Source organism: Acidimicrobiia bacterium (assembly GCA_041676705.1).
Lineage (GTDB): Bacteria > Actinomycetota > Acidimicrobiia > Acidimicrobiales > SKKL01 > Actinomarinicola.
On record JBAYRL010000002.1, the window covers coordinates 73,197 to 94,626 of the forward strand.

The window sequence follows — 21,430 nt, forward strand, 5'->3', positions numbered from 1 at the left end:
ATTCAATGATAGCTAGTGAACGCTCCTGCGAAACAAGTGTTTCTCGCGTTACGGAACAGGAATTGAAGGCTAACTTGGTCCGATAATGAACCAGCTCCCGGTGGATGTTGATCTCAGCCGCAAGACGGAACGCACCAAGCAGATCCGATACCTGCTCTTCACCGTATTTGCGATCAACATGGGACAAATGGCGCTAGCACCCATCCTGGCGCCGGTAGCGAGAGAAATGGCCCTACCCGATTGGCAACTTGGTGCGGTGATCTCGCTTTCAGCATTAATGGTTGTAATTATCAGCCCGCGCTGGGGAAAGCTGGCCGCATTACGTGGACCTCGCTATGTGCTGGTTCGTTCCGTGAGCGTGGCGGCGGTGGCCATGGTGGCCTTTGTGGTGGTTGCTGCTATGGGCATGCAGGGGTATCTACAAGGCAACCATCTATTCGCCTGGATTCTGGTCACCAGAGGCGTGATTTACGGTTTGGCTTCAGCGGCCGTGTTTCCTACTGCCCAAACCTATATTGCCAGCCTTACCTTTGATCAGGAAGAACGCGTAGCTGGCATGGCACAACTTGGTGCAGCCCAAGGTAGTTCCCTCCTGGCCGGAGCCATTATCGGGGGTGGACTAGCCCAAGTTTCATTGTTGGTATCGCTCGGCGCTATACCCGTATTGATTTTGGCAGGCTTATTCATCGTACTGGTGGTGCTAAGACCTCCGGCAAACACCGAAGTGCCCCCACAGCCACAACGTGTGTCGCCATTCGACTCACGGGTTTGGCCGTATCTATTTGCCGGTTTCGCCCTGTTCACAGCCCTTGGTTTTATTGAGGTACTGACCGGTTTCATGCTGGCAGATCGTTTTGGGTTGGCGTCTGGCACCACAGGTTTAGCCGCCGGGGGTTTATTGCTAGTAGCTGGCATTGGCATGTTGACCGTACAAGGCGTCATTGTGCCCCGGGTGGTGATACGACCCAATCGATTACTTCAGATTGGAGCATTTTTCACAACGATCGGGTGTGCTGCATTGGTGCCGCGAGAGGGCGTGGCGCTGCTCGTTTTAGGGGTCTTGTTGGTAGGAATTGGCCTCGGTTTTGCTAGCCCCGGCTATATCTCAGGAGCGTCATTACAACTAAACCAAGATGAGCAAGGGGCTTTGGCCGGTCTGACCGGCTCCACCAACGCTCTAACCAGTGTGATTGCGCCTGCCACAAGCACCGCCATGTATTCTTTCCATCACGTTCTACCGGTGGCAGTGGCCGCCATCGGTATGTTAATTACCTTGATATTCAGCCTTATCAACCCTGTAATTAGCGGTACAAAACGTTGGTGAGCAGGCAAGAGCCGCAGCTGATGTACTTAACACGACGCGGTTCCCAAGTAGCCGCTGTTGTTGATGCTTCCTTTCTGGATGCCCTATTAGAGGCTGCTGAGGATCTCGCTGATATCGAAGCGGCAAAGGCCGCTATTGATGAGATGGAACAGACGAACAAAACCCCAGTGCCTTGGGAGAAAGTTGAGGCTGACCTGGGCCACCGGGGCGACATCTACCAGAGATGAGGCATTTCTTTAATTGGAGCTGGCACTTGTGAACCCCGAGTGAGGCTGGATTTGGTCAACAGCACCGTATCGCCGTCGCGCACCGTCATAATATCTTCGGCCACCACCCCCATATCCCTTGCTAAAGAAGCATGGGCCGCCAGGTTCGCTTCCCGGCCATGTATGGGAATAAACGCTTGCGGTTTAGCTAGCGCCAATAGCAGTCGTAGCTCTTCTATCTTGGCGTGACCGGCAGCCGAAATCTTGGATTCTTTGGCCTGCACCACCGTAGGGCCAAGCGCCTCCAACCGCTCAGCGAAGCGTGCCACGTTGACGGCGTTCCCTGGAATCGGGTGCGAGGTAAAGATGACCACATCTGAGGTGCCAAGCGTTAACTCGGTATCTTCACCGTTCAAAATAGCCAACAGCGGGGCGGTGGATTCTGATTGACTACCAGAGGTAAGCACACAAACCTGGCTCGGGGCGTAGTCATCAAGCTCGGTCGGGTTCCAAACAAAACTATCCGGCAGCGATATAGCACCGGTATCAACACCAATCCGAAGAGCATTTCTAATGGGCGCACCAACTGGGGTGATGAAACGACCGCGAGTCTTGGCGGCATCGATAATTAGCGCTAACCGATGCAAATTTAGAGTAGAAGCCCCTATAACAACCCTCCGGTCGGGGTAACGATCAAATAGCGCTTCAATAGCCGGTTTAACACTTGATTCCGATTTCGTGAAACCAGCTTTCGCGATGTTGGTTGACTCTGACAACAGCAGACGAATGCCCGGGTTTTGGGCTAGCTCGCCTATGCGGCTCAAGTTGGTAAATCGTCCATCCACCGGATCAAGGTCAATCTTGAAATCACCACTGTGAAATATCACGCCCGCCGGGGTGTGTAGCGCCAAACCAAAAGCTTGAGGAATGGAATGTGTAACCGGAATGAATTCGGCCCCAATCGGGCCTAACTGCACATATTCCCCGTCGGCCACCGGCCTTAACAACTCATCTTTGGCCAATCCCAACGGCTCTAAACGTTGACGAGCCAAACCCAAGGTAAATGGAGCTGAATAGATTGGCACCGACATTTCTTGCAACAAATATGCCAAACCACCCACATGGTCTTCATGACCGTGGGTAACCACACAGGCCTCCACCCGGTTTGCGTTTTGACGCAAGTATTCAAGGTCGGGCACCACCCGAAATCGGGTGCCATCATCATTACGGCCAACAGCGTAACCAAAATCGACAATAACGATTCGCCCTTCGGCCTCCACCAATAGACAGTTCCGAGCAGGGCCCCCCAAACCTCCTAAAAATGTAAGACGAACCTGCTCCATCAACGCCCAACTTCCTGGCCAATCAACCTGCCCACGAGGCTAGCAAGTCACCACCCACAAAATGCTCGACGCCGTCCAGGCGTTTCGTGAACCTCTACGACAGCGAGGATTCACATGTCGGTTCGCCAACCGTGCAATCGGCGAGCCTTAACATAAGAATTACAGAGACTTGATATGGTCGAAGCAATGACTGAGGTTCGCGCAACTCATACTGGCACGCACCTAGTCCCTCCCGAACCTGGCGAAGCTCAACCGACAGACAAGTTACGGCCTGATCAAATCTTGATGTTCGCGGTGGTAGCTACCGCTTTGTTTATGAGCACCCTTGATCAAACGATCGTGGCCACGGCGCTCGACTCTATTCAACAGGGTTTAGACACCACCGTCACTTGGGTGGGTTGGACTATTACCGCATACAGCCTGGGCATGGTGATGATGCTTTCCCTGGCAGGTAAACTAACCCAGCGCTATGGACCCCGCCGGGTGTTTTTAGCTTCTATCACCATATTCTCTGTGGCATCTTTAGCGTGCGGGCTGGTGACACAGGTTGAGCCTTTGATCGCCCTACGTTTTATTCAGGCCGTCGGAGGAGCGGGTTTCACCCCTTCTGCCACCCGGATTGTGGTGGAACACTTCGGAAGCCACCGGGACAAAGCAGTAGGCCTATTTGGGTCACTGTTTACTAGTGGTGCCATGATCGGCCCCTTAGCCGGGGGCCTCATTGTTTCCAAGCTTTCATGGCACTGGGTGTTCTTAGTGAATGTGCCTCTAGGTCTAATTTTGATTCCATTGGCGCTATGGCTCATTCCCTCAGACCGCGCTATCGATCGGCAGACCTCGGCACCACCAGAACCCCTTGATTTACCAGGTGTCACGTTTCTTGGAGTGGGCCTCTTCGGGGCCATGCTGGCCTTGTCGATGGCTGGCGACCGTCCCCAAAGCTGGGCGGCCATTGCACTGGTGTCGACCCTGGTCGCGCTGGGCACCTTGTGGCAATTCACCCGCCACATACAGAAAGTGGCGCATCCGGTAATTGCTCCTCGGCTGGTATGGGGCCAAGGGTTTGCGGCAGTAAATCTAATAAATGTGTTTTATGCGGGCTGTGGAATGGGCCTCATGGCATTGTTACCTTGGTATGCCACCACCCGCTACGACATCGACGCGCTAGGCTCGGGCACGCTTTTAGCGGCCGAAGGGGTGGCAGCGATCACACTTTCTACCCTTGGGGCCCTAATGCTACGCCGTACCGGCTACCGACGGCCGTTGTATGTAACGGCCTTTTTTGTGGTGCTGGGCATGATTGGCTTAGCCCTACCAGCAAGTGGTTTTACGCCGTATGTGTGGCTATCGATTGCGGCAGCACTAATTGGTATTGGACTGGGGGTGGCCAGCCCGGCCAGCCGTAACGCTGGCTTGCAACTGGTACCGGACCAAGCGGCACCCATCGCGGCGCTTCGGTCTTCCGGGTTGCAAGTAGGCTCAATCGCCGCGGTCTCGATAGCGACCACCGTTATCAGCGGAGCCGCTGAACCTGCAGTTGCTATGGCGTGGGTATACGCCAGTTATGCAGTGCTCACTATCGTGGTAGGGCTTCCTGCTGTGCGCCGCATTCCCGAACATCACGGATCGTGGTAAACCCACCCGATCGGTCTTGGTTTCACAACCCACTACTTGGACACCGGGTGAAGTTTACCTACCTATAGCGTGAAGTATTCGGTCGCTATCGCATCTAGTTGCGCGGCAATACTAGCGAACTCACGATTTAAGTCGAGAGTCTTTACGCTAATCCTATTACCACTCATCTGATACGAAACATCAGGTTGAACATCTTCATCGGTACGGGCGTACAGCAAAATACCCGACACCTTGGCAGATTGTTGTTCTAACTCTGCCTGCTTATTCTTAACATAAGTAAATATTTGGTAAAGGTTACCCGAGTGGATTGTTCGGGCACCAAAATATTCTTGCATAGACCGTGAATAATATTTCGTATCAATAATCACAATTCGACTGTCTCGCCCTAGCACAATATCGCTTTGCATTGTAGGCAGTAGGTTGTTTAGCCCGTCATCCACAGCCCATTTAATTTGTGGTGCGCTGACTGTTAACGACATATACTCTTGTGCATAATACTCATACACAAAACGTTCAAATAGCTGGCTCATACGCTGATCATCTAGAAACGCTCTTAACTTATTATCGCCAGCTTCCGTGGTGAGCAGCATTCCGTCAAAGAGCAAGCGCGATAGTCCTATCGCCATTCGATAGCTGTTATTATGGCGGGTGAAACGCAGCGATGACCACGGAATATTACGGGGGTCTAACTCATCCACATCCCCAAAAAACAGTGCTACCTTCTTAAGCGCTACACGATTAACAGGCTGTATATCACCCAAACGCAAGAGGGTTACAATAGTAGTTTTGAGAATTTGGTTGAGTAGAATATTGTCTGAAAACTCATCGTATTCACAGACCAATGTGTGTCGCCGAGCTAACCGCGTTTTAACCGTACTTCCAATATCAACCTTGCCTCGCAAAGTAGCTAACTCTTCGTTATGAAGTACGTAGTTACGATGGAGCCCTCGTTTAACGAGCCTACCAATGTCTTTGGTGAGCAAAGCAGCAAATAAATCGTGAGTGTTGTCAAATTTCTCTGCCTCTATGCTAACCATCTCGTCCATTCTTAGAGAACGGTAGGCATAGGCCAGCATATAGTATATGTTTTTGATAAAGATGCTATCATCTTTGATCACAGCTGAAAGATACCGTTGAGAGTGTTTTTCCACTTAGTTAAACGATTAGGATCATCAAACCAATACTCGCTTAGCATGGGCAAAATATCGTACTCAACTATGGCCTGTAGCCACTCATCAGAAACTTCGGAAACTCCACTAAAATAGCTGTGTCCGATACGAAAACCTTTGCCAAGCGTCGGGTCTGAGGCTATTTCATCATTAAGCTCAACTACTTTGTCGATGAGCACATCAAGGGTGGGGTTTGCTAGATGTTGGCGATACAAGTTGAAGCCTTTGGTGTGAAAACCTGGTTCCATTTCAAAGAAGCTAAACCTACGTCGCAACGCATAGTCAATCATCGCTAATGAACGGTCGGCTGTATTCATCATGCCAATGATGTAGAGGTTCTGGGGCACAGAAAATGGCAGGTCGTTATAAGCCAAAGTTATTGATGTGTCGCGATAATCTCGTTCGATCAGCATTAGCAGCTCACCAAAAATCTTTGACATATTACCGCGATTAATCTCATCAATGATGAAGAAGAAATCTTGCTCGGGGGCCTCAGCTGATTTTTTGCAGAAGCGATAGAACACCCCATATTGGAGGCTAAACCCGTCTCCCGTAGGTCGATAACCCATCATAAAATCTTCATACGAATAGTTTTGATGGAACTGAATGAACTCAACACGCTCATCGTCTTTAGCACCCATTATTGACCACGCTAAGCGTTTGGATGCATAGGTTTTACCTACCCCAGGTGCCCCTTGCAGAATTAGATTTTTCTTGTTGTGAAGCACACCCACCAAAGCTTTATATCGCTCCGGTGACATATACACCTCACGCAAAAAGTCATCGCTAGTGTATTGAACCAAACAGAGACTCTCGGGTGAGGGTTGTGTTATAGCAGGCGCATATAGGTCAACCCCGCTCAGATCAACCCTCTCAAGTGCTTCAACAAGTTCATCTCGCACGCGATAGACAAAGGTACCGGCTTCGCCTTTTTTAGCATTACGTCCCGTATATAGAACTGCCCAGAGGCGTTGACCACCTTCTTCACGTTGCGAAACTGGAATATTGGTTTTATCAATTACACGACGAGCTAAGGCCTGAGACATTACGTTGTAGAAAGCAGCAGTCTCACCATATTTGCTAGCCAAAGCAGCACAGCTTGCCTCCCCGCCAGCATCTAAGAGCCGCTTCATTACCTGTAGGGCCTGTACGGTAAACACATCTGGATTGCGAACCAATGCTTCCCAATCCGCCACACTCAAACCCGGGTGGTACTGGCTGGCTTTGGGAAACCAATGCTGGGCTTCTCGTTCGGCTTTTAGCTGGTCGCTTATAAAGAAACCGAAATCCATCGTCAAAGTGTTGAGGTTGGGGTCTCGATGACATTCAGGGGTTAGTTGCGAACCCAACATAGCCTCAAGCTGACCATCGGCTGTTAGTAACGTACGCACCTCGTTATAGAGGGCAAAGTGGTTACGGACATTACTGGCGTAGGCCCCTTGTTTTATTTGATAGTCAGCCCCAAGCTCTTCTGCTACCGTTCGAGCAATACCATATTTGTAGATGTAGTAGCGATCAGGGAACCGTAGCCACAAGTATGTGGTTATAGCATTTTCGGTTTGATAATGGTTTGGGGCTTCATCCTCATATCTGTCTAGCAACACCCCAGCCGAGCGTTTAAACGCATCAACACGGTCAAAAAGATCGCCCCGCTCATCAAATAACGCCAGAAACATGCTGCGGACATCTTCGGAGAAAGCCTTCGCGAAAGCGACGATCATCCCTCGTGGATAGTGATTCGAGACGTCCAACAAGTTGCCTGTCAGACTCAAGGCCCGCTCGAGCATTGAGGCAAAATCTGGGGCGTTCACCTCCCAAGAATCTTGAAAGTGCTTAACCGCTTCCCACTTGTATTTCTCACGCTCCCATTGATACGACACAAACTGCTGTTTATACCGCTCAAGCCACTCCGTAAATCGAACCTCGTCAATCACAACCTGACTCCCACGTATACCCATGGCGTGCCAATAAGCCTAACGCAGAGGGATTTACAGGTTGCTTGATCGTTAGACTTCGCTAAACCAATACACGCTTGGGGAGGCACTTAGAGGTTTATAAGTGGAGCTGGCGGGAATTGAACCCGCGACCTCGTCATTGCGAACGACGCGCTCTGCCAACTGAGCTACAGCCCCAAGGGTGAATTACTAATTTAACCATCTACCAGCCCACACCGGTAGTTAACAGCTGAGGTTCTAGGCCGACACGAATGCAGAAGCCCTTGTAGCCACAACGACCTCGCTAGATGCTAGCTAACGGCTTACTGCATGAACCCGTTCGTCTGGCACCTCAACCGTTACAGACTCACGCAGCTGCGGCAGATAGGTAACCTTGTGCCGCATAGCCAGCCGAGCCTGGTTAGCTGACCACAAAAGATATACGTAACCGCCAAATAAGCCAGCCGATACCACAAAGAGAAGCCACGCTTTCCCGCCGATTGCCAAACTGGCCAAGAACGTAACCGCCGTAGCCACCATAAGACCGACCAGAATTTCACGGCGACGCTTCTTAGCCGCCGGAGAACACGCACGACTAGCTCCGGCACCGCCGCCCATATTCATAACCCCCGAACCACCCAGCACTGGGTTGTTCACCGACGAGAAACTGGGAACTAACGAATTAGAAGAGCTACGCCCGACTCGCGACATGCTGCCATTGAACCTCTGAAACGAGTTCGCCCCGCGGCCAAAACCGCTGAAGAAACGAAGTAGAGGTGGCAGGAGCACAAACCCCCAAGCAACAACTAGGCCCAGTACCAAAGCGATCTTTAGCAATCCGATTAAAGCTTGTGCCACGTATTAAAACTCCTGTGCGACTCGCCCGAGCAACTAGGCCAAACGGCCCAGCTAACGTGACGATCCGACTTCAATTGTTACAGTTGTACTACGAAGCACGTCTTAGTGCCATAGCGTCCAACAAAAATATTAAGCCTCACGGCGATAAGCACCGGATTTACCACCGGTCTTTTCCCAAAGCGTTATGTCGCCGATGGTCATCGACTTGTCAACTGACTTGCACATGTCATAGATAGTGAGCGCCGCCACTGACACCGCCGTTAGGGCTTCCATCTCCACCCCGGTGCGGTCAACGGTCTCAACCTGGGCCTCTACTTCAATAAAATCTTCTTCAATATGGAAGTTGATCAACACAGCCCCAATCATGAGGGGATGACAAAGCGGAATAAGGTCGGGAGTGCGTTTGGCAGCTTGAATTCCTGCCACTCGGGCTACCGCCAACACATCGCCTTTAGCGAGGGCGCCTTTGGCGACGATGGTGGCCGTCTCAGGCTGCATATACACCCGACCTTTGGCTAAGGCCCGCCTGTGAGTAGCTTCTTTCGGGGTCACATCGACCATGCGCGCCCGACCGAGCGGGTCGAGGTGCGTTAAACCGCTATCAGACATAGCCGCAGTGTAGACCGGCACCCCCACAGGGGCTTATCTAACCGCCGATTTGGCTCATCGATTTGGAAGGGCGTATGAAGTGAACTTGTCCGATCTGGTGACCCGCCCACTTAGCGGCGATATTGTCCGCCACTGCTTGGGCTAGCTCGTCATCGGTGGCCGTCATTCGCAACATAGCCCGCAGGTCAGTGTGATCAAGAGCGAACAAACAAGACCGAAGTTGCCCTTCAGCAGTTAGACGTACCCGATCACAACTTTCACAAAACGACTGTGTCACCGAAGCAATAATGCCGAACTCTCCCTGGCCGTCTAGGAATCGAAACCGTTCAGCTGGTGCGGCACCTCGGGCGTTGCTTCCCAATGGCTCAAACGGAAACTTTGCTCCGATTCGCGCCAAAATCTCGTCGTACGTCACTACTTGGTCACGGCTCCATCCGCCCTGTGCATCGAGCGGCATGAACTCGATGAAGCGAACGGTCACCCCTTTTTCACGTCCAAACTGGATGAAGTCAAGCAGCTCATCGTCGTTCACGCCACGCATCATGACGGCGTTCAGCTTCACCGGCGACAAACCCGCCGCTAAGGCAGCGTCAATACCTGCCAGCACAGTGGCAAGCTCGTCACGACGAGTAATCGCCAGAAAGCGGTCTCGACGGAAAGTGTCGATCGAAATGTTAATTCGTTTCAAACCGGCCGCCGCCAGCGCTTCGGCCTGATGGGAGAGGCTGGTGCCATTAGTGGTGAGGGCCAAATCGACCGGCAGTTCCGCCAAGCGACGAATCAAATCCGGCAGGTGTGCCCGCACCGTTGGCTCACCCCCAGTTAGACGGATGCTGGTAATCCCGTAACGATCAACCATCAGCCGGGCTATCCGCTCAATTTCTTCGAAACTCAGCACCTCTTCGCGGCGCAACCACTGCATTCCTTCTTCAGGCATGCAGTACGTGCAGCGAAAATTGCAGCGGTCGGTAACCGAAATTCGTAGGTCACGATGCACCCGACCAAACGAATCCATTAAGGGCTGGGTCATTGGAATCTAGGGTAGGAGGAAAGCCTTAGGCTTACTCGCCCAGGTTACGAAGTAGCATCACCGACACCGTTTCCCCGGCCGCGACCCCCGTGCCATTTGGTACCACCGCCAAGCCGTTGGCTTCAGCCATGGCACTTAGCTGGTGTGAACCTTGCTCGCCCGCCAAACGAACCCTGAATTGGCCGTCGTAATAAGAAACTACCGAGCGTAGAAAGTGTGTTTTACCATCGACGCGACGTTGTAGATCTTCATCGGCCACGGCCTGAACCAATGGGCGCTCCACCGCCGGATAACCCATCATTTTTTGCAGGGCCCGACGTGCAAAAAGTTCGAAACTGACCATGGCAGAAACTGGATTGCCTGGCAGCCCAAAAATCGGAGTACCAGCAACAGTTCCAAAGGCCAACGGTTTAGCTGGCTTTATCGCCACCTGCATCCACGACATTTCGCCGATGCGATCAAGGACCGCCTTCACATAGTCAAAATCGCCCATCGAAACCCCGCCCGAAGTCACGACAGCGTCACAGTTCGCCACCGCAAGTTCCAAAGCTTGGCTAATAGCCGCTTCGTCGTCGGCCACGAGACCCAAATCAACGGACTCAACCCCCAAACCATCGAGCAGGCTCAACAAGGTAATTCGATTAGCATCACGAATTTGGCCGGGTAATAACGCCTTGGGGCCACTAGTGAGTTCATCACCAGTGGACATGACACCAACCCGCGGGCGTCGCACAACCCGAATCGTTTCGCGACCCATGGTGGCCAACAAACCAAGGTGACCAGCACGCAAGACCGTCGAAGCCGGAATCACCAAGTCGCCTGGTTGCAGGTCGCTGCCGGAGCCGCGAATATTCTCACCCGCAGGAACTGGTTGCGATAACCAAACCTGGGTGCCATCGTCGCTCAGTCGAGAATCTTCCACGATCGCCACAGCGTCGGCGCCATTGGGAATCGAAGCGCCAGTCATAATTCGCACCGCTTGACCTCGACGCACGACTAGATCTTGTGCCAAGCCAGCTGCTTGGGTTCCCACAAGCTGAAGTTGGGCTGGGTTTTCGGGGCTAGCACTATCTAAATCTGTTGACACCACAGCGAAACCGTCCATCGACGAGTTGGCAAAAGGCGGTGAAGCTTCGGTCGCCACCACATCTTCCGCACAAACCAGACCCAGCGCTTCGCCAATGCGAATCTCGACCTCGCCAAGGCGTTTACAACCAGCTAATACCCGCTCTTGGGCTTGCGACAAAGGAATCATGCCGTTGCTCCACGCCGTGCCTGCACTACTAGAGGCCTTCTTTAGCGGCGAAGTCTTTTACTACCCGCAACAGATCTTCTCGCAAGTCTTCGCGTTCCGCCCCCAGCTCTAAAATAGTGCGGATGTAGTCGATTTTGTTTCCAACGTCGAAGCGGCCACCTTCAAAACGCCAGCCGTTCAGCCCTTGAGCGGCCTGCAAGCTGGCCATAGCGTCGGTGAGCTGAATCTCACCACCTTTACCCGGCATAGTGCGATCTATGTGGTCGAAGATTTCAGGCGTGAAGACATAACGACCGATCACCGCTAAATCTGACGGAGCTTCATGAGCCGGAGGCTTCTCCACCAAAAAATCAATCTGCACCAGCGCCTCGGAATGGTTTAGCTCGCTAACACCCGCCGAACCATAGAGATGGATGTCGGCTGGCGGAACTTTCATTAGAGCCACAGTAGAGGTACCAGTTTCTTCAGTAGCGGCAACCATGTTGGCCAGAAGTGGTGAATCGGGGTGCATCATGTCGTCGCCAAGGAGCACCGCAAAAGGTTCGTTGCCAACATGCGAGCGAGCTAACCCCACGGCATGGCCCAGCCCAAGTGCCTCACCTTGGCGCATAAAGTGAATGTCGGCTAGCTCAGCCAGCTCACGAACCGAACTTGCCTCATCAGCCTTGCCCCCTTTGGCTAGCACCGTCTCCAGCTCCACCGAACGGTCAAAATGGTCTTCAATTGCCTTCTTATAGGGGCTGGTAATAATCAAAATGTCAGTCAAACCAACCCGAACGGCTTCTTCCACGATGTATTGGATCGAAGGTCGGTCCACGATCGGCAACATTTCTTTGGGTACCGATTTTGTGAACGGTAAGAACCTGGTGCCCCAACCAGCGGCTGGAATAACTGCTTTCTTGATCTTCGACATATCTATATCACTCCACCAAACGCACTGGTTTAAGTCGGCCGTAGCTTGTTTTCTTCACCGCGCAATATTCGGCGCACATTAGAACTATGGCGTATTAACACCACAAAACTCACACACAGGGTCACCGCCACCTCAAGACCGGGGCGATGGACCAATAGCACTCCGATCGGTAAACCAGCGGCGATAGCGATGGAACCAAGGGCCGCCATGCCCGAAATTTTAGCCGCCAGCACAAAGACCACCAACAGTACGAGCGATACGAGTGGCCACAAACAAAACGCCACTCCAGCCGCGGTGGCCACACCCTTCCCCCCACGGAAACCACGCGTGGCCGGTGCCACATGGCCTAACACCGCCGCCGCACCACACACCGCTGCTAGGGGGCGACCAGCCATCAATAAGGCTGCTAAAGCTGGCGCAAACCCTTTCATGAAGTCGATCAAAAGCACTAAGGCACCCGCCCGCCAGCCACCCAGCCGGTAGGAATTGCTAGCACCTGGGTTGTTAGAACCAGAAGCAGTTGGGTCGAACCCATAGCCTTTACCTACCCATTGGGCCGAAGGGATAGTTCCGGCCAAATAGGCAACCACAATTGCAATCACGGCGAGCGCCACGGAAGTGTTGAGCACAACTTGAGCCTAGTGTCGATAGACTTAGCACTCGCAGATAACGACCGCTAAAAAGCGGTGGCGGATTCACCTAATTACCTTCTGTGGAGATTGGCCAAGATGCCCACCTATCAGTATCGATGTCGTGACTGTGGCGCGGACCTCGAAGTTGTTCAATCCTTTAGCGACGACGCTTTAACCACCTGCCCAACCTGTGCAGGTTCGTTGCGCAAGGTTTATTCAGCGGTTGGAATTAGCTTTAAAGGTTCTGGCTTCTACAAGAACGACTCGGCATCGAGTGCCCGTTCGAGCGAATCTGGCACATCTGATAGCGGATCTGGCTCCTCAAGCTCTGAATCTAGTTCAGCTTCGTCGTCATCATCGTCCAGCGAAAGCTCAGCCACCAGCTCGGCCTAACAACTCTAGCCAGCTAATTTAAGCAATACGGCTGAAGCTAGAATTGACCGACAGTTGGCGGCAAAGACTGAATTTGGCCGCCAACGGGCATCGACTATAACCAGTTTCAGCGGTATCGTACTTACGAGCTCACTTCCCCCTAAAGATTGCTAAATCTGGGGGTAACCCATGCCGCAGGCCAGCCTGGCCGCCTCGCGTGCTTCCCTTAACCGCCGCCCTAAACAACGAGTCCGGGTGGCGCTAAAACGTTGGCCGGTCTTCCGATGGACCGTAGCTGGCGTGGCTGGCCTATTAACGCTTTGGTCGTTGAACGCCACGGTTAGTAGCACCACAGAAGCTGCTGCCACCTACGGAAACCTGGTGGAAGTGGTGGTGGCTAACCGGACCATCCAACCCGGCGAACTGCTCGATCCTTCCTCAGTGCGAGTGGCAGCCTTGCCAGCCGCTTTAGTTCCGCCAAATGCTTTAACAGAAATTCCCTTTGGCCAGTCAGCCCGAAGCTTAATTAGTGCTGGCGAAGCTGTAATTACCGAACGATTAGCCCCGCTTGGGGTGAACGGCCTGGCCGCTGCCATTCAACCCGGAGAACGCGCCATTGCGGTTCCGGTGGAGAGGAACCGGATAGCATTCGAAATTGGCATGGAGGTTGACGTGCTCCAAACGCTCGATCCGTTTAGTGTCGGAGCTTCGAATGCAACCAGCACCGTGGTGGCGGCCGCCAGAGTTATAGCGTTAGAAGAAATGGCTATCACGATTGCCGTGCCAACCAACGCCGCCAACCGAGTAGCTACGGCGCTAGCCAGCTCGGTAGTTACCCTGGTTATAACGCCTGGTTAACGCCACGGCGAGGCAGCTACGGCGATCACAACCACGCCGAGCACCACTCGATAGGCAACAAAGATGCCAAAGCCGTGGTTACGGACCACTCGAAGTGTGGCCCACACTGCCAACCATCCAGTTATGGCTGCCGTCGCCATACCAACCGCGAACGGTGCTCGAAAGTCAGCCGGTATGCCGCCTTCGCTGAAAACACTAACCGCGCTATAAAGACCGGCCCCAGCAATAATTGGTATGGCCATGAGGAAAGAAATCCGGGCCGCAGTATCACGCTCAAAACCCAACACTCGCGCCACCGTCATGGTGGCCCCCGAGCGTGAAACGCCGGGTTGTAGGGCGAAGGCTTGCCCTAAGCCCATCAATAGCGCATCTCGAAGGGTGAACCCTTCGGTCTTACGCGTTCCCACCAAGCTATCGGCCCACCCCAATATCAAGCCAAAGACGATTAGCAAAACACCAATCAACCAAAACTTGTCTTCCCAAGCTTCCAAAACATCAGATAGGAACAATCCGGTAAGCGCACCCGGCACTGATGACGCCACCAAAAACCATGCCACTCGGGCGTCGGTAGTGGGGTTACTTCGTTGTTCACGGTTGAAAATTAAAGCCAAGCCTGCTTTGGCATAACGAACAAGATCATTCCAAAAGTATGAAATCGCCCCAACCAGCGTACCTAGGTGTAAAGCCACGTCGAAGGCCTTGTTCAGGTGAGGGCTGTTAGCGAAATCGTCCCACCCAAAAAACCACGGCAGCAGACTCAAGTGTCCACTGGAGGAGACAGGAAAGAACTCGGTCAGGCCCTGAGTAATAGCCAGGGCGATGGCATGAATTATGGGCAAGTGTCAGTGCGCTTGGATTGAAGGAACGATTCGAGGGGTCCACGGCCGAGCGCGGTCGAAGTAGTGCCCTACAAGTACACCTTCGGCCAACGACTCTTTAAACGATTCTGGCCCGTCGAAGTCGGGCATTTCCACGTAAACGCAGCCCAATGCCGACGGAACATGCGCATCGCTACCGGCGCCCACTAACAGGTCATGCTTGGCGGCAAATTCTCGTGCTTCCAAGTTCAGGTGTTCCAAGCTGGTCTTACCATTCTTACCTTCGATGGCATCCACCAAACCGGCTTGTACCAAATCGTCGATGATGTCGGCTCGCAGATTGGCGCGCATAGGGTCGAAGGGGTGAGGAATATAAACCAACCCGCCCTGATTGCGGATGCGGTGGGCAGCTTCTAGGGGCGAAACTCCAAATGGAACCCGCTCGGTTAGAAACAGGCCAATAATTTCACCCAGCTGAGTGCGAAGCTCTTCACCAACAATCACTCGGCACGGCAGCCGTTTGGTCAGCTCTTTCGCCCCAGCAATGGCGTTGTGATCGGTGATGCAGAGCACGTCAATGCCACTATCTACTACCGCTTGTTCAACCTCATCAGGTGTGGTGGTGGAATCGCCCGACCACATGGTGTGGGAATGCATGTCTACACGTACCCAACCCGGTCGAAGGGGTTCCGCTAAATGCGGATGGCGGTCTATGGCGGTTTCTTCCGCGTCGTTAATCACCTCGGCCACAACATTTCACCTTAGCGCCCACCTAAGGCCACATCACCTACCACCACTGAAGACATGCCAGTTCCGCCCGGCAGCCAGGTGAGGTCGTTACCGATCTCTTTTATGTCAAGCAACATGCGCTGCAGCGACCCGGCGATGCTAACTTCCCGTACCGCCTCGGCAAGTTCACCATTTCTGATCATCAGACCTTCAGCACCAACTGAGAAGTCACCCGAAACTGGATTCACCCCGGAATGCAGGCCATTCATCGATCGAATAGCAAAACCCAGTTCAACCTCGGCTAATAGCTCGGCCGCGGGACGTGCGCCAGGCTCGATGGCCATCACCTGCACACCAGGCGAAGGCAACGAGCGTGAAGAACGAAGCGCGGAAGCAGTGGAGGGCCGCCCAGCTCGACGGCCCGTGGTGCCATCGTAAAGAAATCCACCTAACACACCGTTTTCAATCAGCACGTTGCGCCTAGTTGCCAAGCCCTCACCGTCGTGACTGTCGGCACCTAACGAACGACGATCGGTTGGGTCATCAACGAGGGTTAAAAGGGGTGAAGCTATGTTTTCACCAAGGCGTTCACCAAAAGGTGACCGACCCTTTAACACCACATCGCCCGACAGTGTGCCTGCGATAATGCCCAACAACGTGGCGGCCATCTCGGGTTCTAAGAATAAGGTCAGACGTTGGGAAGAAACCGGTTTCCCGCCCAAAAGTTCCGTTGAACGTCGAATGGCATCGGCGATGACTTTCTCATCATCAATCTCGGTATGCACCCGAGCGGCGTCATGGCCAGAACCAGTGGCGGTGTCATCACCTTCACCGGCAATGGCACCAATAGCCAGCGAGCAACCAGTGCCCCGCGTGGCCAGTGCCAGCCCTTTGGTGGAGGCTAGGGCAAATTGTGAGGCGGAGTCGGACCAAATGGCAGTGCGAACGCTTCGAATACGCCGGTCGCCTTCACGCACCCGACGCTCCAGTTCGACTACTCGAGCGATTTTGTCGGCCTCAGGATAATCGAGCAGTTCTTCACGCCAGTGATCAATCTCGATAGCTTCAACACCATCGGGGTCGACCAATCCTGCAAATTCGTCAGCCGAGGTAAAACGTGCGTTGTCGCGAGCTTCAGCCAAGGTCTGTGACAACACGTCAGGCTCAATCGAACCAGCCGAAGCGAAACCTTCCCGCTGGTCACTGATCACCCGCACCCCAACCCCATGTGAGGTGGCGGAGGTGAACGATTCAACTTGGCCGCCGTGAACCCGAATGGTGGTACGGCGACCCTCTCCAATGGCTACCTCGACCTGTTCATTCGGTTGTGCCTGAGCTACTAGCGCTTCCGCAATAGCCAGTAGGTCGGTCGGGTTGGCAACGCTGGTCATGCCGCGGTGCCCCCAATGGTGAGGCTGGCCACCCGAAGCGTAGGTGTGCCATCACCTACGGGCACCCCTTGGCCGTCTTTGCCGCAGGTACCGGGGCTGCCCATCTCAAAATCATTGCCGAGGAGGTCAATTTGAGAAAGAACTTGCGGTCCATTGCCTATTAAGTTGCCATCACGCAATGGCGCGGTGATCTGGCCGTTTTCAATCAAGTAGGCCTCGGTCATACCGAATACAAAGTCGCCGGTGGCGGTGTTGACCTGACCGCCACCTAATTGGGCCACGAACACGCCGTGATCGGTGGCGGCGATGATATCAGCAGGATCGTCCTGGCCATTTTTGATGTAGGTATTGGTCATTCGCACCATTGGAAGATGTTGGTAGCTTTGACGGCGACCATTACCCGAGCTTTGACGTCCTTCTTTTTGGGCTCGGAGATAGTCCCACATGTAATCAGCCAAAACACCGTCTTCAATTAACACGTTTTCCGTGCCGGGATGGCCTTCATCGTCAATGTTGTAAAAGCCCCACTCTTTGGCCATGGTGCCATCGTCCACCAAAGTCACCAGCGGCGTGGCAACCATTTCACCGCGCCTGTTGGCAAATACAGAAGCCTCTTTAGCTACCAAATCGGCTTCTAGGCCATGCCCGCATGCCTCGTGAAAGAGCACCCCACCACCGCCTTTACCAATCACAACCGGCATCGAGCCGCTTGGAGCGGGCACCGCCTGAAGCTTGGTAAGGGCTCGATTGGCAGCACGACGGGCGAGCTCTTCGACGTCGTATTCATTAAACAATTCGAAACCAACAGTGTGACCAATAGATTCACGCCCGGTTTGTAGTCCCGTGTCTCCGTTCGCAACCGCTGTCACCGAAAACAAGGTTCTAACCTGATCATCGGTGGCGAAAAGCCCGTTGGAATTGGCCACCAAAATACGACGGCGGTTATCGCCATAGCGCACCATCACTTGGCTTATGGCTCCACCAGTAGCACGAGCCGCCTCGTTGGCCCGACCTAAAAGTTCGACCTTGGTAGCTTTGGCAACCGTCTCGGGCAGCACATCGGCCTTCGAACGACCATCAAACCTTGGCTCTAGGTCCACTTCTCGCACCCCACCGCCACCACCACGGGCAGCTTGGGCAGCCACTGAGGCGGCCTGGGTTAAACCGTTTTCGCTGAGATCGGATGTATGGGCGAAACCAGTGGTGTCGCCCACCACCACCCGAATACCTGCACCCCGATCTCGACTCGACGAGATGTCTTCTATCCGCCCGTCATCGAAGGTGGCCCCGCTTGCTTGTCTATCTTCCACAAAGACTTCGGCAAACTCGGCACCTCGACTAAGTGCGGTAGCCAAGGTGCGTTCAACCAACGCCTCGTCGATCATGCCTTTACCTACAGTCCTTTTGAAATACGGTCCATCACGACAAAAAGATGCAGCTTATCCAAGCAGAACTTTCTTGTCCGGCACCTGGTTCCGGGCTGCTACTTCACCATATAGGGTGGTGCGCTGGCGCAGGCTTCGGCCCAGTGGTGCCACAATGGCGGCAAATTCTTCTTCGGTTAGGGCCTGGCCATGTTCGGCGCCAGCTGCCCGCGAAATGTTTTCGTCAATCAGCGTTCCACCGAGATCATTGCATCCTGCCTGGAGCAATTGCTGAACGCCCGTTACGCCAATCTTCACCCAGCTGGCCTGCACGTTGTCGATCAGACCGTGATAGGCAATGCGCGCCACTGAGTGCATCAGCAAGGTTTCACGGAAGGTTGGACCACGCCGGGCTTTACGCTGCAGATAAATAGGTGAGGCCATATGCACAAACGGCAAGCCCACAAATTCGGTAAAGCCCCCCGTTTGTTTCTGTAAATCACGAGTCACTAAGAAGTGGCGGACCCAGCTTTCAGGCTGTTCTACCGCTCCGAACATGATGGTGATGTTGGAACGCAAACCCACTTCATGGGCGGTCTTGTGGGCGTAAAGCCACTCTTCGGTGTTGATCTTGTCGGGGCAGAGAACCTCGCGTACCGGATCATCCAAAATTTCGGCTGCTGTACCGGGCAAAGTCTTGAGTCCGGCGTCCATCAAACGGCGTAGATAATCGGCGAGTGGCTCTTCGTTCCGTTTCGCCCCTTCTGTCACTTCAAGGGCTGTGAATCCGTGAATATGGATGTCGGGAGCGACGGCAGAAACAGCTTTCGCGACATCAATGTAGTAGTCACCGTCGAAATCGGGGTGGATTCCACCTTGCAAGCAGACTTCGGTTGCACCCATGCCCACTGCCTCCACCACCCGGTCGGCCATCTCCTCGAGTGTAAGAAGGTATGGCTTACCGCGAAGGTTGAGTGAAAGCGGGCCCTTCGAAAAACCACAGAAACGACACTTAAAGGTGCACACGTTGGTGTAGTTGATATTGCGGTTCTTGACGAAGGTCACCGTGTCGCCAACAACCTGACGGCGTAGATCGTCTGCGAACGCTGCTACCGCTGCGACTTCGTTACCACGGGCACGAAACAGGGTCAGAAGTTCGTCGAAGCCCGGTTCTTGGCCTAAACGAACTCCCTCGAGAACCTCAGCCACCGGACCATGTAGCGCTGGTTTCGCCGGAACCAGAATCGGCGCCGAAGCATTAGCGCCCGAATACCACGACGACGAACGGTTTTCTACTTCGACGTCAGCCCCTGAACCGACATGCATTTTATCGCGAGTGCGTTCTGGCCAATGCGAGCCACCACCATCTAGAGCTAAACCGTCAGCGTCGCTGCGATCCAGCACCGCAAAGCGGAGCTTCTCATCGAACCAACGGGTTGGGTCAAGTACGAACTCACGGTGAGCCGTGAGGCGGGGTGCAACCGTGAAGCCAGCGGCTTCGGTCACGTCCGTCAGCTTGTCGAGCGCTGGCCAAGGCCGCTCCGGGTTCACATGGTCAGCAGTGATAGGCGAAACACCACCCCAATCATCAATGCCAGCTTCGATTAGCTGCCCAAAATCGTCGGCCAGATTCGGTGGCGCTTGGAGATGCACATCTGGTGGCAGAATAATTCGAGCCAAGGCAATGGCTCGTAGATGCTCTTGTGGCGGGCAAGCTTCGTGACGCCACATAGCGGTGCCAGGCTTGGGCAAAAAGTTTTGCACAATGACTTCCTGGATGTGACCAAATTGGCGATGAATGTCGGCAATGGCCATGAGGGCCTCAACACGGTCAGCCTCGTTTTCGCCAATGCCCACCAAAATACCAGTGGTGAAGGGTATTTGAAGTTCTCCCGCCCAGCGCAAAGTATCTAGTCGACGCTGAGGCACCTTGTCTGGCGAACCCCGGTGGGCATCGAGATCGTCGCGCAATGACTCAACCATCATCCCCTGCGATGGACTGACACCGCGCAACAGCGCCAGCTCATCACGATACAAAGCACCAGCGTTAGCATGAGGCAGCAGGCCGGTTTCGTAAAGCACCAGTTCAGCCATAGCGGCCACATATTCGATGGTTGAACCGTAGCCATGGTCAGCCAACCATTCCTTGGCTATTGGATAACGCTCTTCGGGCCGTTCGCCCAACGTAAACAATGCCTCATGACAGCCTTGCTCAGTGCCGGACTTGGCAATTGCCAGCACCTCGTCGGGAGTCAGATACGGCGATTCCAAGCGAGCTGGCGGTTGAGCAAAGGTGCAATAACCGCACTTGTCGCGACACAACATGGTGAGTGGAATGAAAACCTTGGGTGAATAAGTTATACGGTTTCCGAATAACTCGTCTCGTAAGTCGCTCGCTGCGCTCAGGAGGTCGTCGGTAGGGAGGTTGAGAAGGTCACTGGGTTCCATTGGTCTCCAATTACGCAGTGTTAGGGTACTTCGCACCCGGTCCTGGCCGAGAGCGGATCTGTCCGGGAGGTACCACGACCTCACAGGTTGGGCAACGAGGCTGGGGTTCGATGGGGGTACCGCATTGCTCGTGAATTAGCTCTACTGGGGCACCATGATCGGCATACCAGCGATCGCCCCAGGCCATCAACGAGATCAGCGCCGGTGATAGATCGGCCCCTTTGCGGGTAAGGCGGTATTCATATCGCAAAGGTCGCTGCTCGTATGGAACCTTTTCTATTAGTCCATGCGCGACCAGCTTGCCTAAGCGATCGGTCAACAAATTACGAGCAATACCCAGATCGCTTTGCAGCTCACTGAAGCGATATACCCCCCGAAACAAGTCGCGCAGAACTAGCAAGGTCCAGCGATCGCCTACCACGTCGAGAGTGGCGGCGATCGAACAGGATTGCTCTATCGGTCCCACGAGGGGCCAGGCTACGCTGAGCGAGTTTAAAATTGCAACTCACTCTTGCTAACTCATAGTTACAGCAATTTCCTCA

20 protein-coding genes, 1 tRNA gene and 1 pseudogene are annotated in these 21,430 nt (G+C 53.8%); 5 read left to right on the forward strand and 17 right to left on the reverse strand.

The window, feature by feature from the left end; genetic code table 11:
• The first annotated feature begins 85 nt into the window (after positions 1 to 85).
• Positions 86 to 1,324, forward strand: coding sequence for an MFS transporter (locus WC184_03850; GenBank protein MFA7477011.1), 1,239 nt, complete (start codon positions 86 to 88; stop codon positions 1,322 to 1,324).
• Positions 1,321 to 1,551: a type II toxin-antitoxin system Phd/YefM family antitoxin gene (locus WC184_03855; GenBank protein MFA7477012.1), complete on the forward strand. Its 231-nt coding sequence runs from the start codon at positions 1,321 to 1,323 to the stop codon at positions 1,549 to 1,551. The genes WC184_03850 and WC184_03855 overlap by 4 nt, the downstream gene beginning before the upstream one ends.
• On the opposite strand, the gene WC184_03860 is transcribed toward WC184_03855, so the two are convergent.
• Complete coding sequence (locus tag WC184_03860; protein ID MFA7477013.1) at positions 1,539 to 2,873, reverse strand: ribonuclease J; 1,335 nt, start codon at positions 2,871 to 2,873, stop codon at positions 1,539 to 1,541. The two genes, WC184_03855 and WC184_03860, sit on opposite strands and share 13 nt — an antisense overlap.
• A gap of 186 nt (positions 2,874 to 3,059) precedes the next feature.
• Here WC184_03860 and WC184_03865 point away from each other — a divergent pair, with 186 nt between their 5' ends.
• Positions 3,060 to 4,508 (forward strand): MFS transporter, encoded by a 1,449-nt coding sequence (locus WC184_03865; GenBank protein MFA7477014.1) that lies wholly within the window; start codon positions 3,060 to 3,062, stop codon positions 4,506 to 4,508.
• Between the two features lie 62 nt (positions 4,509 to 4,570).
• Here WC184_03865 and mcrC read toward each other — a convergent pair whose 3' ends face one another.
• The 9 genes from mcrC to plsY form a co-directional block, all read right to left on the reverse strand.
• On the reverse strand, positions 4,571 to 5,626 hold the full coding sequence (gene mcrC, locus WC184_03870; GenBank protein ID MFA7477015.1) for a 5-methylcytosine-specific restriction endonuclease system specificity protein McrC: 1,056 nt from the start codon (positions 5,624 to 5,626) through the stop codon (positions 4,571 to 4,573).
• Positions 5,623 to 7,611 carry an AAA family ATPase gene (locus WC184_03875; protein MFA7477016.1) on the reverse strand — a complete coding sequence of 663 codons (1,989 nt, stop codon included), beginning with the start codon at positions 7,609 to 7,611 and terminating at the stop codon, positions 5,623 to 5,625. Before WC184_03875 ends, mcrC begins: the two co-directional genes overlap by 4 nt.
• Before the next feature lie 125 nt (positions 7,612 to 7,736).
• Positions 7,737 to 7,809: transfer RNA gene (locus WC184_03880), tRNA-Ala, on the reverse strand.
• 117 nt (positions 7,810 to 7,926) lie between these two features.
• The gene (locus tag WC184_03885) at positions 7,927 to 8,469 is read right to left on the reverse strand and encodes a hypothetical protein (GenBank protein MFA7477017.1); all 543 of its coding nucleotides are present in this window, start codon (positions 8,467 to 8,469) and stop codon (positions 7,927 to 7,929) included.
• 129 nt (positions 8,470 to 8,598) lie between these two features.
• Complete coding sequence (gene moaC / locus WC184_03890) at positions 8,599 to 9,078, reverse strand: cyclic pyranopterin monophosphate synthase MoaC (protein MFA7477018.1); 480 nt, start codon at positions 9,076 to 9,078, stop codon at positions 8,599 to 8,601.
• A 37-nt stretch (positions 9,079 to 9,115) separates the two neighbouring features.
• Positions 9,116 to 10,108 carry a GTP 3',8-cyclase MoaA gene (gene moaA, locus WC184_03895; GenBank protein ID MFA7477019.1) on the reverse strand — a complete coding sequence of 331 codons (993 nt, stop codon included), beginning with the start codon at positions 10,106 to 10,108 and terminating at the stop codon, positions 9,116 to 9,118.
• A 31-nt stretch (positions 10,109 to 10,139) separates the two neighbouring features.
• Positions 10,140 to 11,363 carry a gephyrin-like molybdotransferase Glp gene (gene glp / locus WC184_03900; protein ID MFA7477020.1) on the reverse strand — a complete coding sequence of 408 codons (1,224 nt, stop codon included), beginning with the start codon at positions 11,361 to 11,363 and terminating at the stop codon, positions 10,140 to 10,142.
• 28 nt (positions 11,364 to 11,391) lie between these two features.
• Positions 11,392 to 12,276 carry a UTP--glucose-1-phosphate uridylyltransferase GalU gene (gene galU, locus WC184_03905; GenBank protein MFA7477021.1) on the reverse strand — a complete coding sequence of 295 codons (885 nt, stop codon included), beginning with the start codon at positions 12,274 to 12,276 and terminating at the stop codon, positions 11,392 to 11,394.
• A gap of 29 nt (positions 12,277 to 12,305) precedes the next feature.
• Positions 12,306 to 12,905: a glycerol-3-phosphate 1-O-acyltransferase PlsY gene (gene plsY, locus WC184_03910; GenBank protein MFA7477022.1), complete on the reverse strand. Its 600-nt coding sequence runs from the start codon at positions 12,903 to 12,905 to the stop codon at positions 12,306 to 12,308.
• A gap of 99 nt (positions 12,906 to 13,004) precedes the next feature.
• Between plsY and WC184_03915 the strand changes: the two are divergent.
• A pseudogene (locus WC184_03915) lies at positions 13,005 to 13,145 on the forward strand (zinc ribbon domain-containing protein).
• A 14-nt stretch (positions 13,146 to 13,159) separates the two neighbouring features.
• On the opposite strand, the gene WC184_03920 reads toward WC184_03915, so the two are convergent.
• Positions 13,160 to 13,288 (reverse strand): hypothetical protein, encoded by a 129-nt coding sequence (locus WC184_03920; GenBank protein ID MFA7477023.1) that lies wholly within the window; start codon positions 13,286 to 13,288, stop codon positions 13,160 to 13,162.
• A 181-nt stretch (positions 13,289 to 13,469) separates the two neighbouring features.
• On the opposite strand from WC184_03920, the gene WC184_03925 reads away from it, so the two are divergent.
• Positions 13,470 to 14,138, forward strand: coding sequence for an SAF domain-containing protein (locus WC184_03925; protein MFA7477024.1), 669 nt, complete (start codon positions 13,470 to 13,472; stop codon positions 14,136 to 14,138).
• Here WC184_03925 and WC184_03930 read toward each other — a convergent pair.
• The 6 genes from WC184_03930 to WC184_03955 are packed head-to-tail and all read right to left on the reverse strand — an operon-like array spanning position 14,135 to position 21,354.
• Entirely contained in the window at positions 14,135 to 14,977 is an 843-nt protein-coding gene (locus WC184_03930; protein ID MFA7477025.1) for an undecaprenyl-diphosphate phosphatase, read from the reverse strand. The genes WC184_03925 and WC184_03930 overlap by 4 nt on opposite strands.
• A gap of 3 nt (positions 14,978 to 14,980) precedes the next feature.
• Positions 14,981 to 15,706, reverse strand: coding sequence for a PHP domain-containing protein (locus tag WC184_03935; protein ID MFA7477026.1), 726 nt, complete (start codon positions 15,704 to 15,706; stop codon positions 14,981 to 14,983).
• 11 nt (positions 15,707 to 15,717) lie between these two features.
• The gene (locus WC184_03940) at positions 15,718 to 17,076 is read right to left on the reverse strand and encodes a TldD/PmbA family protein (GenBank protein MFA7477027.1); all 1,359 of its coding nucleotides are present in this window, start codon (positions 17,074 to 17,076) and stop codon (positions 15,718 to 15,720) included.
• Positions 17,073 to 18,461: a TldD/PmbA family protein gene (locus WC184_03945; GenBank protein MFA7477028.1), complete on the reverse strand. Its 1,389-nt coding sequence runs from the start codon at positions 18,459 to 18,461 to the stop codon at positions 17,073 to 17,075. The genes WC184_03940 and WC184_03945 overlap by 4 nt, the downstream gene beginning before the upstream one ends.
• Positions 18,462 to 18,515: 54 nt before the next feature.
• Positions 18,516 to 20,888 (reverse strand): 5-amino-6-(D-ribitylamino)uracil--L-tyrosine 4-hydroxyphenyl transferase CofH, encoded by a 2,373-nt coding sequence (gene cofH, locus WC184_03950; GenBank protein MFA7477029.1) that lies wholly within the window; start codon positions 20,886 to 20,888, stop codon positions 18,516 to 18,518.
• A 10-nt stretch (positions 20,889 to 20,898) separates the two neighbouring features.
• Positions 20,899 to 21,354 carry a helix-turn-helix domain-containing protein gene (locus WC184_03955; protein ID MFA7477030.1) on the reverse strand — a complete coding sequence of 152 codons (456 nt, stop codon included), beginning with the start codon at positions 21,352 to 21,354 and terminating at the stop codon, positions 20,899 to 20,901.
• Positions 21,355 to 21,430 lie beyond the last annotated feature (76 nt).